Source organism: Alkalibacterium sp. f15, from assembly GCF_049389645.1.
Lineage (GTDB): Bacteria > Bacillota > Bacilli > Lactobacillales > Carnobacteriaceae_A > Alkalibacterium.
Genome location: NZ_CP186540.1, coordinates 330,103 through 346,062, shown reverse-complemented (window position 1 = coordinate 346,062; position 15,960 = coordinate 330,103). Strand labels below are relative to the sequence as shown.

The 15,960-nt window shown below is 34.9% G+C and carries 16 protein-coding genes and 1 other annotated feature (1 of these 17 only partly in view); of the genes, 13 read left to right on the top strand and 3 right to left on the bottom strand.

Annotated features, from left to right (window positions below):
- Positions 1-62 precede the first annotated feature (62 nt).
- Both ACO1PF_RS01750 and ACO1PF_RS01745 read right to left on the bottom strand, forming a co-directional pair.
- Positions 63-1,271 (bottom strand): toxic anion resistance protein, encoded by a 1,209-nt coding sequence (locus ACO1PF_RS01750; RefSeq protein ID WP_423189660.1) that lies wholly within the window; start codon positions 1,269-1,271, stop codon positions 63-65.
- A 48-nt stretch (positions 1,272-1,319) separates the two neighbouring features.
- Positions 1,320-2,012 carry a 5-bromo-4-chloroindolyl phosphate hydrolysis family protein gene (locus tag ACO1PF_RS01745; RefSeq protein WP_423189659.1) on the bottom strand — a complete coding sequence of 231 codons (693 nt, stop codon included), beginning with the start codon at positions 2,010-2,012 and terminating at the stop codon, positions 1,320-1,322.
- A gap of 170 nt (positions 2,013-2,182) precedes the next feature.
- Here ACO1PF_RS01745 and ACO1PF_RS01740 point away from each other — a divergent pair, with 170 nt between their 5' ends.
- From ACO1PF_RS01740 to rpsD, 9 genes are all read left to right on the top strand, one after another.
- Entirely contained in the window at positions 2,183-2,746 is a 564-nt protein-coding gene (locus tag ACO1PF_RS01740) for an NUDIX hydrolase (protein ID WP_423189658.1), read from the top strand.
- A gap of 2 nt (positions 2,747-2,748) precedes the next feature.
- Positions 2,749-2,982 carry a hypothetical protein gene (locus ACO1PF_RS01735; protein WP_423189657.1) on the top strand — a complete coding sequence of 78 codons (234 nt, stop codon included), beginning with the start codon at positions 2,749-2,751 and terminating at the stop codon, positions 2,980-2,982.
- Positions 2,983-3,004: 22 nt separating this feature from the next.
- A complete protein-coding gene (locus ACO1PF_RS01730; RefSeq protein ID WP_423189656.1) occupies positions 3,005-3,694 on the top strand; it encodes a 5'-methylthioadenosine/adenosylhomocysteine nucleosidase in 690 nt (229 codons plus the stop codon).
- Positions 3,695-3,805: 111 nt separating this feature from the next.
- Positions 3,806-4,441 carry a DUF1054 family protein gene (locus ACO1PF_RS01725; RefSeq protein WP_423189655.1) on the top strand — a complete coding sequence of 212 codons (636 nt, stop codon included), beginning with the start codon at positions 3,806-3,808 and terminating at the stop codon, positions 4,439-4,441.
- On the top strand, positions 4,438-4,998 hold the full coding sequence (locus ACO1PF_RS01720) for a sugar O-acetyltransferase (RefSeq protein ID WP_423189654.1): 561 nt from the start codon (positions 4,438-4,440) through the stop codon (positions 4,996-4,998). The genes ACO1PF_RS01725 and ACO1PF_RS01720 overlap by 4 nt, the downstream gene beginning before the upstream one ends.
- Before the next feature lie 166 nt (positions 4,999-5,164).
- Positions 5,165-6,292, top strand: a complete 1,128-nt coding sequence (locus ACO1PF_RS01715) for a hypothetical protein (protein WP_423189653.1) — start codon at positions 5,165-5,167, stop codon at positions 6,290-6,292.
- Between the two features lie 788 nt (positions 6,293-7,080).
- Positions 7,081-8,850 (top strand): DegV family protein, encoded by a 1,770-nt coding sequence (locus ACO1PF_RS01710; protein ID WP_423189652.1) that lies wholly within the window; start codon positions 7,081-7,083, stop codon positions 8,848-8,850.
- 205 nt (positions 8,851-9,055) lie between these two features.
- Positions 9,056-9,451, top strand: coding sequence for a DUF2177 family protein (locus ACO1PF_RS01705; RefSeq protein ID WP_423189651.1), 396 nt, complete (start codon positions 9,056-9,058; stop codon positions 9,449-9,451).
- 231 nt (positions 9,452-9,682) lie between these two features.
- Positions 9,683-10,288: a 30S ribosomal protein S4 gene (gene rpsD, locus ACO1PF_RS01700; protein ID WP_423189650.1), complete on the top strand. Its 606-nt coding sequence runs from the start codon at positions 9,683-9,685 to the stop codon at positions 10,286-10,288.
- A 110-nt stretch (positions 10,289-10,398) separates the two neighbouring features.
- Here the strand turns inward: rpsD and ACO1PF_RS01695 are convergent, their stop codons facing one another.
- Entirely contained in the window at positions 10,399-10,863 is a 465-nt protein-coding gene (locus tag ACO1PF_RS01695; protein WP_423189649.1) for a GAF domain-containing protein, read from the bottom strand.
- A gap of 129 nt (positions 10,864-10,992) precedes the next feature.
- Here ACO1PF_RS01695 and ACO1PF_RS01690 point away from each other — a divergent pair, with 129 nt between their 5' ends.
- The 4 genes from ACO1PF_RS01690 (at position 10,993) to ACO1PF_RS01675 (ending at position 15,812) form a co-directional block, all read left to right on the top strand.
- Complete coding sequence (locus ACO1PF_RS01690) at positions 10,993-12,711, top strand: septation ring formation regulator EzrA (protein WP_423189648.1); 1,719 nt, start codon at positions 10,993-10,995, stop codon at positions 12,709-12,711.
- Between the two features lie 161 nt (positions 12,712-12,872).
- On the top strand, positions 12,873-14,009 hold the full coding sequence (locus ACO1PF_RS01685) for a cysteine desulfurase family protein (RefSeq protein WP_423189647.1): 1,137 nt from the start codon (positions 12,873-12,875) through the stop codon (positions 14,007-14,009).
- 12 nt (positions 14,010-14,021) lie between these two features.
- Positions 14,022-15,239 carry a tRNA uracil 4-sulfurtransferase ThiI gene (gene thiI / locus ACO1PF_RS01680; RefSeq protein WP_423189646.1) on the top strand — a complete coding sequence of 406 codons (1,218 nt, stop codon included), beginning with the start codon at positions 14,022-14,024 and terminating at the stop codon, positions 15,237-15,239.
- Positions 15,240-15,308: 69 nt separating this feature from the next.
- Complete coding sequence (locus ACO1PF_RS01675; RefSeq protein WP_423189645.1) at positions 15,309-15,812, top strand: thiol peroxidase; 504 nt, start codon at positions 15,309-15,311, stop codon at positions 15,810-15,812.
- 11 nt (positions 15,813-15,823) lie between these two features.
- Positions 15,824-15,960: a binding site (T-box leader), on the top strand (it continues 85 nt past the right edge of the window).

Sequence of the window (15,960 nt, the reverse complement as noted above, 5' to 3'; positions counted from 1 at the left end):
TTTTATAGTATATGAAACCCTCATATTTTATTCAAATATTTTGACTCGAGAACTAAAGAAGCTTATTCAGTCGTATCATTGGGTTCAGTCAATTTTAGTAACTGGTCTTTTAAACGACTTTCTAATTGAGTGAGCTGAACTTCAGCTTCTTTACGCTTAGAACGTCCTTCTTTTTGAATATTTAATGTTTCTTCCAAAGTTTCCATTAAATCTGACTGTGTTTTTTCAAGTGTTTCTATATCGATGATGCTTCGCTCATTTTCTCTTGCTGTTTCAATAGAAGAAATTTTCAGCATTTCAGAATTTTTTTTCAACAATTCATTGGTGGTTTCTGATACTTGTCTTTGAGCAGTTACCGCTTCTTTTTGACGAAGCAGTGTCAATGCAACCACGATTTGATTTTTCCATAAGGGAATGGCTGTATTAATAGAAGTCTGAATTTTTTCTGATAAAGCCTGATTCGTATTTTGAATGAGCCGAATCTGTGGCGCTTGCTGAATAGTCATTTGACGAGCCGTTTTTAAATCATACACACGTTTGTCGAGTCGATTTAAAAATTGATTCAAGTCATTGACCTTTTGAACTTCCATTTGATTTTCACTAGATTCAGCATGTTCAATAGCTTTAGGGATGGTTTCGCTTTGTAATTCATCTATCTTAACTTCTCCTGCAGCAATATAAACATTTAAAGCTTCAAAATAGTCATAATTTTTGTCATATAATTCTTCGAGCATTTCATTGTCATTTAATAGTAGTTCACGTTCCTTGTCTAATTTAACAGCTATTTTATCTACTTGAGCACCTATTTTTTGGTATTTTGCCGTCGTTTCATAAATAGACCGATTGATTTTTCTGAACATCTTTTTGAAAATGTTCTGATCTTCTGCTTTCAATTCGTTAGGGTCAGCTTCTTTTAATCGAAACATCAAGTCATTGAGAGTTTCACCAATTTGATTAGTTTCCTGATTCTGGACATGATTGAGCACGGAATGAGAGAATTCGCCCAGTTTTTGTTGAGCCTGAGCACCATAATCTAAAATCGAATCACTGTTTGACACATCAATCTGTTTAGCTAGTTCGTAAGCTTGTGTTTTTCGTTGGTCACTAAGTGTATCAATCACTTTTTTTGCTTCATTTTTTTTTGTCAACGACTGACTCTCTTTTTTGACCTTATCGATATTTGGTTTTTCTGAACCAAATGGATTTAAAATTAAATCATCAATATCTGCTGATTTATTGGTATCAAATGATTTTTTGTGATTATTTGGCATAGTTTACACCTCTCGTATAATATTTATGTTGGGTTTGAGTTTAATTACCTAAATCGAACTATCAAAATCCTGTGTGTCTGCTTGTTTAGGATTAAGTGAGCGTTTAGCTAACTCAACTTCAACGGACATATCTTGAATATCATCTGCTTTAAATTTCACATAATCTTCAGCGATCTGCTCACACATTTTGTCAATGGTAAGTGCTGCTTTTTCTAAGATATCATAAGTTGTTTTACTTTTGGCTTTATGTCCTTCAATTTCCAAATACTTCTCGGAAAGGTCTGCCAGTGAGGGTAAGTGGACATATAAAAACTTATCAACGTCATGCAGTCTATTTGGTTCATGAGTGATATCTTTAAATAATTCTTTGGATAATGCAAGTGTGTTATTACGGTTTTCAATTGCTCTGAGTTTGCCAGACTTTTGCATGTTCTGTTCTATTGAAACGATTTGTTGCTGAGCTTGAAACATTGTTCGTCTGAAATAATCTATATCTTCTTTAGATAATCCTTTGGAAGAATAAAATTCTTCTTTTTCTTTGGAAAGACGAGGCAGTCTTTCTTTTGTATGTCCGCTAACGGTTTTTGTTAATAGATTGAGCAGAAAGACACCTATTGCGATACTTAACAATAATGATATGAAAATGTTTATTTCAAATCCGATCATTAACAGAAAGATAAACATAATGACGAATAAAGTTAGGGCATTGGTGATATTTAAACGTGTATTTGATTGTTTCATTTTAATCCTCCATTCTCGTGAATTGATAAGTTTCCTCTACACTAATAATATCACAAAACCTGAAAAAATTTATATAGGACCTTAGTTGGATTTATAAGAAGTGTATGAAGTGAGATGAAATACTTCCATAAATAGGGTATGATAAAAAATATAATTACTTAGGAGATGAAATGATGAAATTTTATGAAGAGACAATTAAAAGCACTTCAATATATAAGGGGAATGTAACCGAATATATTGTAGAAGAAGTGAAATTACCTAATGGAGAAATGTCTCAAAGAGAGATTGTAAGACATGCAGGCGCATCAGCCGTCATACCTTTCACACAATCGGGTGAAATAGTTTTGGTCAAGCAATATCGTAAAGCTATTGATAAAGTGAGCATTGAAATACCGGCAGGATTAAAAGATGATTCAGATCTTGATGGTTTGCATACGGCTAAAAGAGAATTAGAAGAAGAAACAGATTACAATGCAAAATCCTGGAAATTTGTGACGTCATTTTATAGTACGCCAGGCTTTACAGATGAATTTCTAGAGATTTATGAAGCAACCGATTTATATCTGGTAGATGATTCTTTAGCGCAGGATGATGATGAGACTGTGGAAGTTATCATAGCGACATATGATGAAGCCTGGGATCTATACGAGCAGGGCTTGTTGAGAGACTCTAAGACAGTCTTTGCGTTATTCTACTGGAAAATGAAAAAATTAGAGATAAAGCTAGGAGAATAAGCATGTCATCAAGAATAAAGAAAAAAGAAGAAGAAAAATTAAAAGAACAAGAACAGAAAGTATTAACCAAAGAAACTAAAAAAACAGAACGGAAATTAAACAAAGTAGGAAAAACAACCAAAAAAAGATCAAATGAAATGGATAGGTATCGCTTAATTGAGAAACGTTTGACTCTTGCAATTATTATTGTTGCATTATTATTGTTAATTGTACTGTCTTTTGTTTTCTTTATATAAGAACCGTTCAGGAAGGATAAATATGAAAATAGGTATTATAGCTGCGATGGAACAAGAGGCTAGAGAAATTGTTGCTCAATTACAAAAATTGAAAAAATCAGTAAAAGCTAATCAATATTTTTATGAAGGAACCATTCAAGGGATCGAAGTTGTCCTAGTGCAGTCGGGCATTGGTAAAGTCAATGCTTCTATTGCGACAACACTGCTCATTGATACTTATAAAGTAGAAGCAGTCATAAACACTGGCTCTGCCGGTGGGATCGGCGACGGCTTAGCTGTGGAAGACTTAGTTATTTCATCAGAGTTATCTTATAATGATGCGGATGCACGAGTTTTTGGCTACGATTATGGCCAAATACCTCAAATGCCCAGCAGGTATCAATCAGACCCATATTTGATCGATCTATTTAAAAAAGCAGCAGTAAAGAAAAACTGGGATATCAAACAAGGACTGATCGTAACGGGGGATTCCTTTGTCAGTGACAAAAAAAGAATTGCTGAAATACGTGAACACTTTAAAGATGTCCTAGTAACGGAAATGGAAGGCGCCGCAGTGGCACAGACCTGTTACCAGTTCGATATTCCTTTTGTTGTTATTAGAGCTGTTTCCGATGTAGCAGACGAAGAAGCCTCGGTTTCATTCGATGAATTTATAGAAAAAGTTGGTAAAAAATCAGCTGAAACGGTTATACAGTTTATTTCTTTACTGTAAACAAAAATAATAATAGAGTAGATAGAACGATTGTCTCAGTCTTTTAGATTGAGGAACGAGATATCTACTTTTTTGATACGTTAGAAAATGAAAGTATAGGAGGAAGAGAAAATGGGGAATTATTTTAAAGCATCAGATTTTGACATTTTTAATATTGACGGACTCGATGAACGAATGGGTGCTATAAGAAAGCAGATCCAACCGGTATTTCAACACTTAGGTGATGCTTACATAGATTACGTTAATGACTACACTAAATTTGATGGGTCTTTTCACATTGCTCAACACCGAAGACGAACAACAAACGCGCCGGAATCGACTTGGAGCGCAATCGGAGGAAATAACCGTGGGTATAAAAAGTATCCTCATATTCAAGTTGGGATCAATGAAAAAAATATATTTATGTTTTTATCACTCATTGATAATCCAAAACATGAAAAGACTATGGGAGATTATCTTTTAAATCATAGATCGTTATGGAAAAATTTAGATGATGATTATTTCGTTTCTGGGGATCACACCAGACCCGATATTCAAGAAGCGGAAGAAGACACGATAGAAAAAACTTTGAAACGATTAATTAATGTAAAAAAAGGAGAGTTTATGCTCGGCAGAGTACTTACTCCTTCAAGTGAAGAGTTAAAAGACAACGCTATGCAAAAAAAATTCTTTAAAGATACATTGAATGGATTGTTACCTATGTATAAAGAATTGCTGGATCTGTATCAGAAGGAAGAGATGATATGATAAGTGAAAAAGACAAAATGATTGCTGGGGAGTTGTATAAGGCTTCTGATATGGAGTTAGTAAAAGAAAGAACACAAGCTCATTCAAAAGCACAAGAGTTTAATCGAGTGGAGACAGATCAGGAAAGAAAAAAAATCATTAAAGAATTATTTGGAAGTGCAGGAGAGAATATCACGGTAGAACCGACTTTCAGATTAGACTATGGGTATAATATACACGTTGGAGAAGACTTTTACGCGAACTTCAATTGTGTTTTTTTAGATGTATGTCCAATAACTATTGGAAAAAATGCGATGCTAGGTCCAGCTGTTAACTTGGTTACGCCTGAGCACCCCCTAAAAGCGACAGAACGTAATTCTGGTTATGAATATGGAAGACCAATCACAATTGGAGACAATTGCTGGATCGGGACAAATGCAACGATAGTAGGCGGAGTAACATTGGGAGACAATGTTGTTATTGCTGCTGGTTCAGTGGTAACAAAATCTTTTTCAGATAATGTTGTTATCGGTGGAGTCCCGGCAAAAATAATAAAAGTCATTGATAATAATTGCTAGAGTTCTTATTGAGAGGGTCTTATTATAACTGACGTACGTTTATCTTATGTAGCGTATCTTTAGACATTTTCAATACGTTTAGATATGATATAACTATAGAACTCTTCTGTAACTAACATGTGATTTAGTTAGATCAGAAGAAAATAATGAATGGAAGGTGAAGCACATGATAGAATTGTTTGCGTTTCCAACTGATGAACTTCTGCAAGAAAATGAGGTCGTTGTCTCATTAGCACTTAACTCCGAATCAAACTCTTTTGATATAGATGCTAATCAGATTCAATTTCAAAATTTATTAAAACAAGCTAAAGAAAAGTTATGCGAAAGATTCGATGAAAAATATTGCGATGGATTACTTGAAAAAGTAAATGGACTAAAAAACAATACTCATTTTTGGAGAAAAGTGACGGATAGCATTGTTTTTTATATTACACCCGATGAGGTATATTACTACCTACTAAGTGTACCAGTTCGTACAGGGGTAGTCGTTTCTGATAAAGCATATATTTTACCATTAATTGCTAATTTTCAGTATATCAGTTATTATCATCTGCTTTGCCTTAACCATGATAAATTCAGTCTCTATAATGGACGTAAGAATACCATTCAAAAAATAGACTTACCTGAAGACGCACCCGATACATTAGTAAAGGCATTAGGTGAGGAACTGACCGGTGGGGCAATAAATGTAGCGGATTATGCCGGAGGACCGGGAACAGGTATGTTCCATGGACACAACGAAAAAAGTAATGAAGTTGAAATTGATCAAATCAATTACTTTAGACAAGTAGATAAGTATGTGAACGAGAATTTCTCTAAACCTTCTCAGTTACCGTTAGTGCTGTTTGCACTTCCTGAAAATATTGCCGATTTCAAAAAAATATCAAAAAATGCTTTTCTTGATGAAACTCGGGTTGAAGCCTCTTCGGCCAAGTTAACAGACAATGATATTCAAGCAAAAACAAAGGAAGTCGTTGATGAGATTATCAATCGACGTTATGAAAAAGTGGTTAAACAATTTGAAGAAACAACACCTGAATTTAAATTAGGAGCACAATACAACGACTTAGCAATGGCAAGTATCCAAGGGAAAATTGATACATTATTACTTGAAGATCACTATCAAGTAAATGGACATATAGATGAAAATGGACAACATCATGAAAGTCCGGAGCACAATATTTATATTAATCAGCTTGTCCACAATGTGTTGAAAACAAAAGGCAACGTATTTGTGCTCGAAACAGAAGGTATGCCATCTGATACAGGCATAGCAGCTCTGTTGAGATTTTAAGTCAAAGCTACATTGAAATATACAAAAGCTATTATCTGACTTTACGTATAGAAAAGATTTCAAAATAGTTTATCAAAGGAAGAAAGCCGCGTGGCTTTCTTCCTTTTTCATGTTACATGATCAGGTTTTTACTACAATAATTAGGGTCGAATCCGTATATCATTATTATCAGTTAAATAAAAATTGGAGCGCTTGTATTTCTGGAATCCCTATCACTTTATCCGCTAAGTATTATCGGACAAAGCATATAGAGGATCGATTTCTTGAGATGACTGTTCCAATAAATGTATTTTTGATAATGACTGATCAGTTATTTTCAGTATTTCAAGTTCCGAAAAAAATATTTAGACTATAAAATACCAAGTATAAGTTTACTTGCTTAGCTACTGGAAATGGAAACTCTCTATTTTTTTTATTTGAAAACAACTTTTTAAATACTTTTAAATGCTTTTAAGAGCAAGATTAAACGAGTTTACTATATTTAAAAAAATTTATAAATGAGTCAGTTTTAATGACAGGTGTATACATTTTATTGTATAATTTATAGTAGATACGTACACTAAACTAATTTGACCGTTTTATTATATTTGCCAAATATTTATGGCCATAAATAGTTACTAGTGGTACTATTTAGTTGTTTATGTCATAAATAGCCAACTTATAGTTGAACAAAAATAAAGAAATATGGGTTTTAAATTATTGGAATAGTTCAAATATACTTAAATAAAGGTAACGTTTATATAAGTATATCTGATTGATCAGACTATGAGAAAAGGTAGGGGACAACAATGGATACAATTACACACGATGAATTATATATCAGCTTGATTAATGGTGCAAAAGAGGTTATGAACAATCGATTGTTTTTAAATAAAATCAATGTCTTTCCGGTAGCAGATGGGGATACAGGAAGTAATCTTTTCTCTACTATGCACAGCATCGTTTATCATTCAGAATTAAAAGAAAATACCAAAACAACCTTGGAGTCTATTGCAGATTCAGCTATTATTGGCGCACGGGGGAATTCCGGATTAATCTTTGCCCAATACTTTCAAGGGTTCAGCGAAGGAATAACTGCCGAAACAGTTATCACAAAAGAAGACTTTGTTTCGGCAAGTAAAAATGGGATGGAGTATGCCTATCAAGCAATGGAAAATCCTGTTGAAGGGACGATCTTAACCACCATGACCGTTTTTCATGATGCGTTAAGTAAAGAACTAGGTCGCCAGGGAACCTTTGATACACTGCTTGAAGCAGCCTTGAAAAATGTGGAGATTGCTGTTGAGCACACAACCGATCAGTTAAAAGTTCTTAAGCGAGCGTCTGTTGTCGATTCAGGGGCTAAAGGCTTTGCCTATTTTATTAAAGGGTTTTTAGATGGCATCCATGGGCATTTAATTACAAAGGATATTACAGAAGTAGAAGAAATAATTCCAGCTATTGAGCATCATGATAACGATGATTTTCACTATCGTTATTGTACTGAAGCTTTAATTGAAAAAGATTCAAATGTTGCTGATTTAAAAAGTCTCTTATCTGATATTGGCGATTCAATTGTTCAAGTTAAAGGTAAAACAAAAACCAGATTGCACATTCACACGAATGACCCTGCCGAGATGTTTAAACGTCTTTCTGATCATGGAAGAATCATTGAACAGAAGGTCGATGATATGGTTGAGCAGTATGACCGGATCCATAACAGAAAATATAAAACTGTTATTATGACTGATTCGATTGCGGACTTACCAAAAGAATTGATCGATGATGCTCAAGTCCATGTGATTCACATGTCGCTACTTGTTGGAGACGAATCTTACGTAGACAAACTTACCGTAAGTAACGAGAGACTCTTTGAATTAGCAAAATCAAAGAAGACCCATCCAACTTCATCACAACCAACGGTTAAGAGTATCGAAAATGCTTACCATTATTTATTGTCTTATTATGAGAATGTTCTGGTCTTTTCTGTCGCAAAAGCGTTAAGTGGGACCTATAATGCTTTTTCAAAAGCTGCTGAAAAGTTCAATGAGAACAAGCAGGCGATTCATATCATAGATACGAAACAGAATTCCGTTGCGGAAGGGTTGATCGTATGGCAGGCAATCGAGAACTTAAAGGCTAATAAATCAGTTGATGAAATTTTATCAGATGCAGAAAAATCGATTGGAAAGTCTAAAATATTGGTTAAAATCAATACGCTGGATAATATGATTGCTTCTGGAAGACTGAGTGTACGCGCAGGCGGTATTGCCAAGAAAGTAGGACTGAAACCGATAATAACCTTGGATGAGAATGGTGAAGGTGGGATCTTTAAAATTGCTTTCCGTCCTAGCAGAGCGCTTAAAAAAATCTTGAAACATATGAAACACATCGACGAAACAAAAGGCATCAAGCACTATGCTGTTACCTATGTAGACGATCCTCTATTAGGAAGAGAATTTGCTGATGCCCTGAAAGACACATTAAATAAAGAACCAGAATATATTACGAAGAGTTCCGCGATTATTGCAGTAGGTGCAGGTGTTGGTGCTGTTGCCGTCGCATACATTACTGAATAATTAAATACATTATTCATGATAACTGGTTAGTAAATCAATATGTTTATCTGAGAACAAATTAATTGTGGATATTGGCTAGAGATTCGGCTATGTTTCGAGTGTATCATTATTTAAGAAACATTTTGAAAATCAAAGCACTTTCCGGTAGCATGCTAAAAAAACAGCATATTTATATCTGAATCACCTAAAAACAGGAGGTTATCTAGTGAGGTACTTTATTATATACATGATTACACTTGCTGTATTTTTCTTAATCGATATAGCTTGGTTAGGTCTGATCGCTAATAAATTATATAGAGACCAAATTGGCTTTATTATGAAAGATCAGCCCAATTGGATAGCGGCAATCATATTTTATTTGATTTTCGTTCTTGGCTTAGTGTTTTTTGTTATTCATCCCGCTTTATTGTCAGAAAGCATCGTTGAAGCGCTGCTTCGTGGTATGTTCTTTGGTTTTATTACCTATGCAACCTATGATTTAACCAATTTAGCAACTCTTGAAAATTGGCCATTAAAGATTACCATTATCGATTTGATTTGGGGAACGACTTTAGGCGGACTAGTATCAGCCATTAGTTTTTACTTTTCTTCAATGCTTTAAATCAAGATGAATAGTTGACTTAAAACTTAATTAGAGCTATACTTGTAATTGTGTAAAATATCGCAGCGGAAAGCGGTAACCGCGTCAACAGTTTCTTGCCATAAAGTATATGAGCACAATTGTGTAACCAGCGGCTGCAAAGGTGAAGATTGAAAAGAAACTGCACGTATTGCTGAGCTTTCAAACGTTATTTTACTCCATAAATATATACAACAATGGAGGAATTTTATAATGTCAAGATATACTGGACCATCATGGAAAAAATCAAGACGTTTAGGCATCTCTTTAACAGGTACTGGTAAAGAATTAGCACGTCGCCCATACGCACCAGGTCAACATGGACCTACAGGACGTATTAAATTGTCAGAATATGGTATGCAATTAAAAGAGAAACAAAAATTACGTTTCATGTACGGATTAAATGAACGTCAATTCTTTAACTTGTTTACTGAAGCAGGTAAAATTCGTGAAGGTAAACATGGTGTTAACTTCATGGTCTTACTAGAACAACGTTTAGACAACGTTATTTATAGACTTGGTTTGGCAACAACACGTCGTCAAGCACGTCAAATAGTAAACCACGGACACATCACTGTTAACGGCAAACGCGTTGATATCCCATCATTCCGCGTATCAGTTAATGATGTTGTTGGTGTAAGAGAAAAATCTAAAGATATGAAAATAATCAAAGAATCTGTTGAATCAATCTTTGGCCGTCCTGATTTTGTATCATTTGATGATGAAAAATTAGAAGGAACACTTACACGTTTACCATTACGTGAAGAAATGGCTGCTGAAATCGAAGAAGCACTTATCGTTGAATATTACAACAGATAATAAAATCTGCAAAAAAGGCTGGGACACTGTCCCAGCCTTTTTTTGATGATTATTTAGTTCGCTACTCGGTAAACAAAGCATAAATCGGAAAAATTATCATAGATCGGTATTTAAATATCTATATACTGTAACAAAACAGCTACAAATTCTTCTAGCATAGAGCGGTCTTCTTCTGAGAATCTGTTCTTAATAGGTGCATCGATATCTAAAATACCGATTTGTTTACCATTCTTTGTTATAGGAACAACTATTTCCGACTGGCTTGCAGCATCACAGGCAATATGACCAGGGAAGAGATGGACATCATCGACAATTAGGGATTGTTGTTCTTTAAAAGCAGTCCCACAGACCCCTTCGCCCTGTTTGATCCTAATGCAAGCAACTTTACCTTGGAAGGGTCCTAAAACCAATTCATCATCTTCTGGATCCCATAAATAAAAGCCTGCCCAGTTAATATTGGAAAGCTGATCAAACAACAAAGCAGAAGCATTACTTAAATTAGCTACTGTATTTTTTTCCTCTTTGATGATGGCATCTAGTTGTTTATTTAACATGAATTTTATCGTGCGTGACATAAGTTGATCCTTTCTGTAATTAAATTTATTTAATTTGCTTGCTAGTATAACATAATTTACATAAGTTTGATATACTATACAAAAGAGAGACTAAGCCATAAAAGGCAAAGAATTGTTGGAGGCGAAAGCATGTCAGTAGAATTAATTGTTACATTAAGTCTTGTATTACTTGCTGTATTAATTTATATCAGTACATACTATATGAAAAAGAAACATTTTGAAAGAATTGATGAGCTAGATAGTCAAAAAAAAGAACTCTATAATAAAATTCCAACTGATAAGGTCCGTACTTTAGATAAAATGATGATCACGGGTCAATCGAAAGAAGTAGCTAATGCAGTAATAACTGACATTGATAACATTGAAGGAAAGAATCTACAAACGATTGAGTCTCATTTGTTTGAAGCTGAACAATCCACTGATCGTTACCGTTTTAATCAATCGACTAAGAGTGAAAAAAAGGCGGTTGAGTTAATAAAAGAGACTGAGAATAGCTTAGCAATAACATCTCAAAATTTAGAGGAGCTTTTACAGAGAGAACAAGCAAACCTAAGGAAAATAGAAACAATTAAAAAACGTTACCATAAAGTTAGAAAAGAACTGTTAGCCAAAAGCTTCACATTTGGGGATTCTATCAATAGTCTTGAAGAGAAATTGGGAGTAATGGAAAATTTATTCACTTCTTTCTCAGACTTGACCGCCTCGGGAGACCACGAAGAAGCGAAAAAAGTTGTGAGCCAATTGGAAACACGCTTAACTGAAATGGAAATAATGATGGTATCTATACCTAAACTTAATGATAAAATAGAAAACAATTACGATAAACAACTGGAAGAAATCGAAGAAGGTCATAAAAAACTAGTTATTCAAGAGTATAATTTTCCTGAATCGGTTGATATGGAAGAAAAAATCAGTCTTCTCGCTGGTAAAATCACTCATTTAAAGAAGCTATTATCTAAGCTTAAACTGGAAGCCATAGAATCTGAACAAGAAATTGTTGAGGATTTAATTGATGAATTATACGGTACAATGGAAAAAGAAATAAGTGCCAAACATGCTACTGAAAAGCTCTCGAGGAAATTGCCGAAGATTATGTACTATGTTACTAATCAAAGCAAGGAATTGAGTTTGGAACTTGATCGTATAGGTCAAAGTTATCATCTTTATCAAGAAGAGCATGAAACGTATCTGGAACTGAACAAGGTTGTGAAAGAACAGAAACAACTTGTCTCTGATGTTTCAGCTCAGGTTGGTAAAAATGATATAGCTTACTCAGATGCAGAAACATTGTTGATCCAAGCGTTCGATCGATTTGAGAACCTTTCAAAGTCATACGATTCTCTTTCTGAAAGCTTATACTCTTATAGAGAAAAAGAAAAAGAAATCAAAAATGACCTAGAGGATATGGAACAGTCTTTAAGAGAAATGAAAAGATATATACAAGCAAAACATCTCCCAGGTCTTCCGAATGATTATTTAGATATATTTTTCTATACCACTGATCATTTGGAACAACTCTCGGTAGAGTTAGCGAGACCGAAATTAGATTTTAAAGAAGTAACGAAGCTTCACGCGCTGTGTGATGAGGATATCGAGCATTTAGCGGATGAAACGGAGAAAATAGTAGACAATGCGCTACTCACTGAACTAACTAGTCAACGCTTGTACCGTTATAAAGAAGAATACCCAGGTGTGATTGAAACAATCAAATACAGCGAAGCGTTATTTTTAGATGAATATGACTATGAAACGTCACTTAAAATGGTAAGAGAAAAACTGGAATCAATAGAAGCAGGAGCTTTTGAAGAAGTTAAAGCAATTTATAATAAAGAAAAAAACTACGCATAAATCATACGTATAGACTCTTAGACCGATTGCAAAAGTATCGGCTAAGAGTCTTTTTCGAGAACTCTAGTAGAATGGAAATACCACTGGCAGCTTGAGGCAATGAAAGATTTTGTTATAATAGATAAAGTTTGATTAAAACAAGTATTAAGAAGAGGTGCCAGATGATTTATTTTGATAATGCCGCTACAACAAAAATAGAATCGACAGTACTTAGTACCTACCAATCAGTCAGCGAAAACTATTTTGGTAATCCGTCGAGTTTACATCAGTTAGGTGAGCACTCTCAGCAGCTTTTATCTCAATCTAGAAAGCAAATTGCTCATATAATGAATATAAGTGAAGGTGAAATATATTTTACCAGTGGCGGTACGGAAGGTGATAACCTGGCTATAAAAGGTACTGCTATTGAAAAAATGAATTATGGTCGTCATGTTATTACAGCCTCGACGGAGCATCCTGCAGTAATCAAAAGTTTGGAGCAGCTTGAAAATTTAGGATGGGATGTCACTTATCTTCCGGTTGATAAGGAAGGGAAAATTGATATTGATGAACTGGAAAATGCAATCACAAAAGAAACGGTTTTGGTATCTTTAATGGCAGTGAACAGTGAAACGGGCAGTCTGCAGCCTTTAAAAAAAGTGGGTGAGCTGCTCGAACACTATCCGTCTATCCATTTCCATGTGGATGCGGTTCAAGCTGTTGGTAAAATAGACTTGAATTTAAATTCCTCAAGGATCGATATGGCCGTTTTTTCAGGCCATAAGTTTCATGCGCCTAAAGGAACAGGTTTCATCTACGTAAAAGCAGGTAGACAACTTGCTCCTTTGATGAGTGGTGGAGGGCAGGAGAATAACCTGAGAAGCGGTACTGAGAATGTCCCAGGAAGTGTTGCTTTGGCCAAGGCATTAAGATTGCTGATGGAAAAAAAGACCGATAGTAAAGTTGAATTAGTAAAGATGAAAAATCTGATTATAGATTATCTATCAACGCTTGATAAAGTAACAGTATTTACGCCAAAAGAAAGTGCCCCTCATATCATTTGTTTTGGAATAAAGAACATTCGAGGAGAAGTAGTGGTTCACGCATTAGAAAGAGAAGATATTTATACGTCAACTACAAGTGCTTGTTCAAGTAAGAAAAAAGATAAAATTCATGCTATCGCAGAAATGGGTTACACAAAAAGCGAAGCAGAATCTGCTGTGCGTATTAGCTTGAGCTATCTAAATACTGAACAAGAGGTAGATGTTTTTAAGAAAGTATTCAACGAGATACATTCACAATTGAAATTAATTGAATAAAGGGGTAATAATTTGGAAATCACGGAAATAATGATAAGATACGGGGAACTATCCACTAAAGGTAAAAATAAGAAGCACTTTATTAAAAAATTAAATAAACATTTAAGAAGTGAGTTGCTAAGATATAAGGACTTGAAAATCACCTTTAATCGTGATCGTATGCATGTGAAATTAAACGGTGAAGATGCTGAGTCAGTGATTGAAAAGATGCATGATGTATTCGGTATTCAATCCTTTTCACCAGTTATAAGAGTTGAAAAATCGGTCGATGCAGCTAAGGATGCGGTCATAGATTTAATGAAAAGCCATTACAGTCCAGGAATGTCTTTCAAAATCAATACGAAACGAGCAGATCACTCATTTGAATTTGACACCCATGAAATTAATCGCATGATTGGTACAGCAGTTGAGGATGCTTTCGATGATATTCATGTTCAAATGAAGGATCCTACATTAACTGCAAGAATTGAAGTAAGAGATCGCGGAATCTATATTTCAATCGATACACTTCAGGGCTTAGGCGGTCTGCCAGTCGGTTCGTCTGGCAAGGGTATGCTTATGCTGTCAGGTGGTATAGATTCACCTGTAGCAGGCTATTTGGCTCTGAGACGGGGGATGGAGATTGAGGCTGTTCATTTCCATAGCCCTCCGTATACTAGTCCCCAAGCGTTAAAAAAAGCAAAAGATTTAACAGCCAAATTAGCTCGTTTTGCTGGAGAAATCACATTTATTGAGGTTCCTTTTACAGAAATTCAAGAACAGATAAAAAAAGTGATTCCGGAAGAGTACTCCATGACAATCACAAGAAGAATGATGTTCAGGTTGACCGACGAAATCAGAATAAAACGTCACGGGTTAGCTATTGTCAATGGTGAGTCTCTAGGACAGGTTGCATCACAGACGCTTGAAAGTATGCTGGCGATCAACGCAGTAACGAGCACACCGGTATTGCGTCCTTTGATCACTACGGATAAGAATGATATTATAGATATCGCCAAGCAAATTGATACCTTTGAATTAGCTATACAGCCTTTTGAAGATTGTTGCACTATTTTTGCTTCAAGCAATCCAAAGACTAAACCGAAATTGAACAAAATTCAAGATTTCGAGAATATGTTGAATGTTTCAGATTTAATGACCAATGCTTTGAACGGGATAAAAATCGAACAAATAAATACAGAAACAAATGAGAATAAGAAATTAGAAAAAACATTTGCTGATTTATTATGATGTTTAATTTGCAAATCCTCTTTCGAAACAGTTACACTGAGTGTATAATATACGAAAGAAGGGGAAATCATGGACGTAGCATTAAAAGGTGAGAAATTCGAAACGAACGGACCAATTCCAGAAGTGGGAGATAACGCTCCTTCCTTTAACCTTAAGAATTTAAAGAACGAGGATGTAAAACTTTCAGACTTTGTAGGAGAAGTTGTTATCTTGAGTACTTTTCCTGATATAGTAACAAGTACATGTGCACGACAAACAGATACTTTTAACGAAGAGGCAAAAAACTTAAGCAATACGACCGTTCTATCTATTTCAACAAACACCGTAGAACAACAATCAGAATGGGGTCAGTCAAAAGATGTTGAAACCATATTGTTACACGATGGCGAACGAACTTTTGCAAAAGAATATGGCTTATATATTAAAAGATTAGATAAAATAGCGCGTGCTGTATTTGTTTTAAACAGACACGGACAGATTGTCCATAGAGAAATAGTAAAAGAGATGTCAGGCGATCCGCACTTTGAAGAAGCTTTATCTGCTGCAAGACATGAAGAGGCAGAATTAAGTTAAATAACTAAATAGAATAAGCAATGATCATGAGTAGTATTGATTATGATAATCTCAGAGAATGGGTGTCTGCTGGAAATCCCTGATTAGTCTAATTAAGAAGTAGCATGAAAGCTGATATAGTGAAGAGAAGTAGCTATAGCTGGACTAA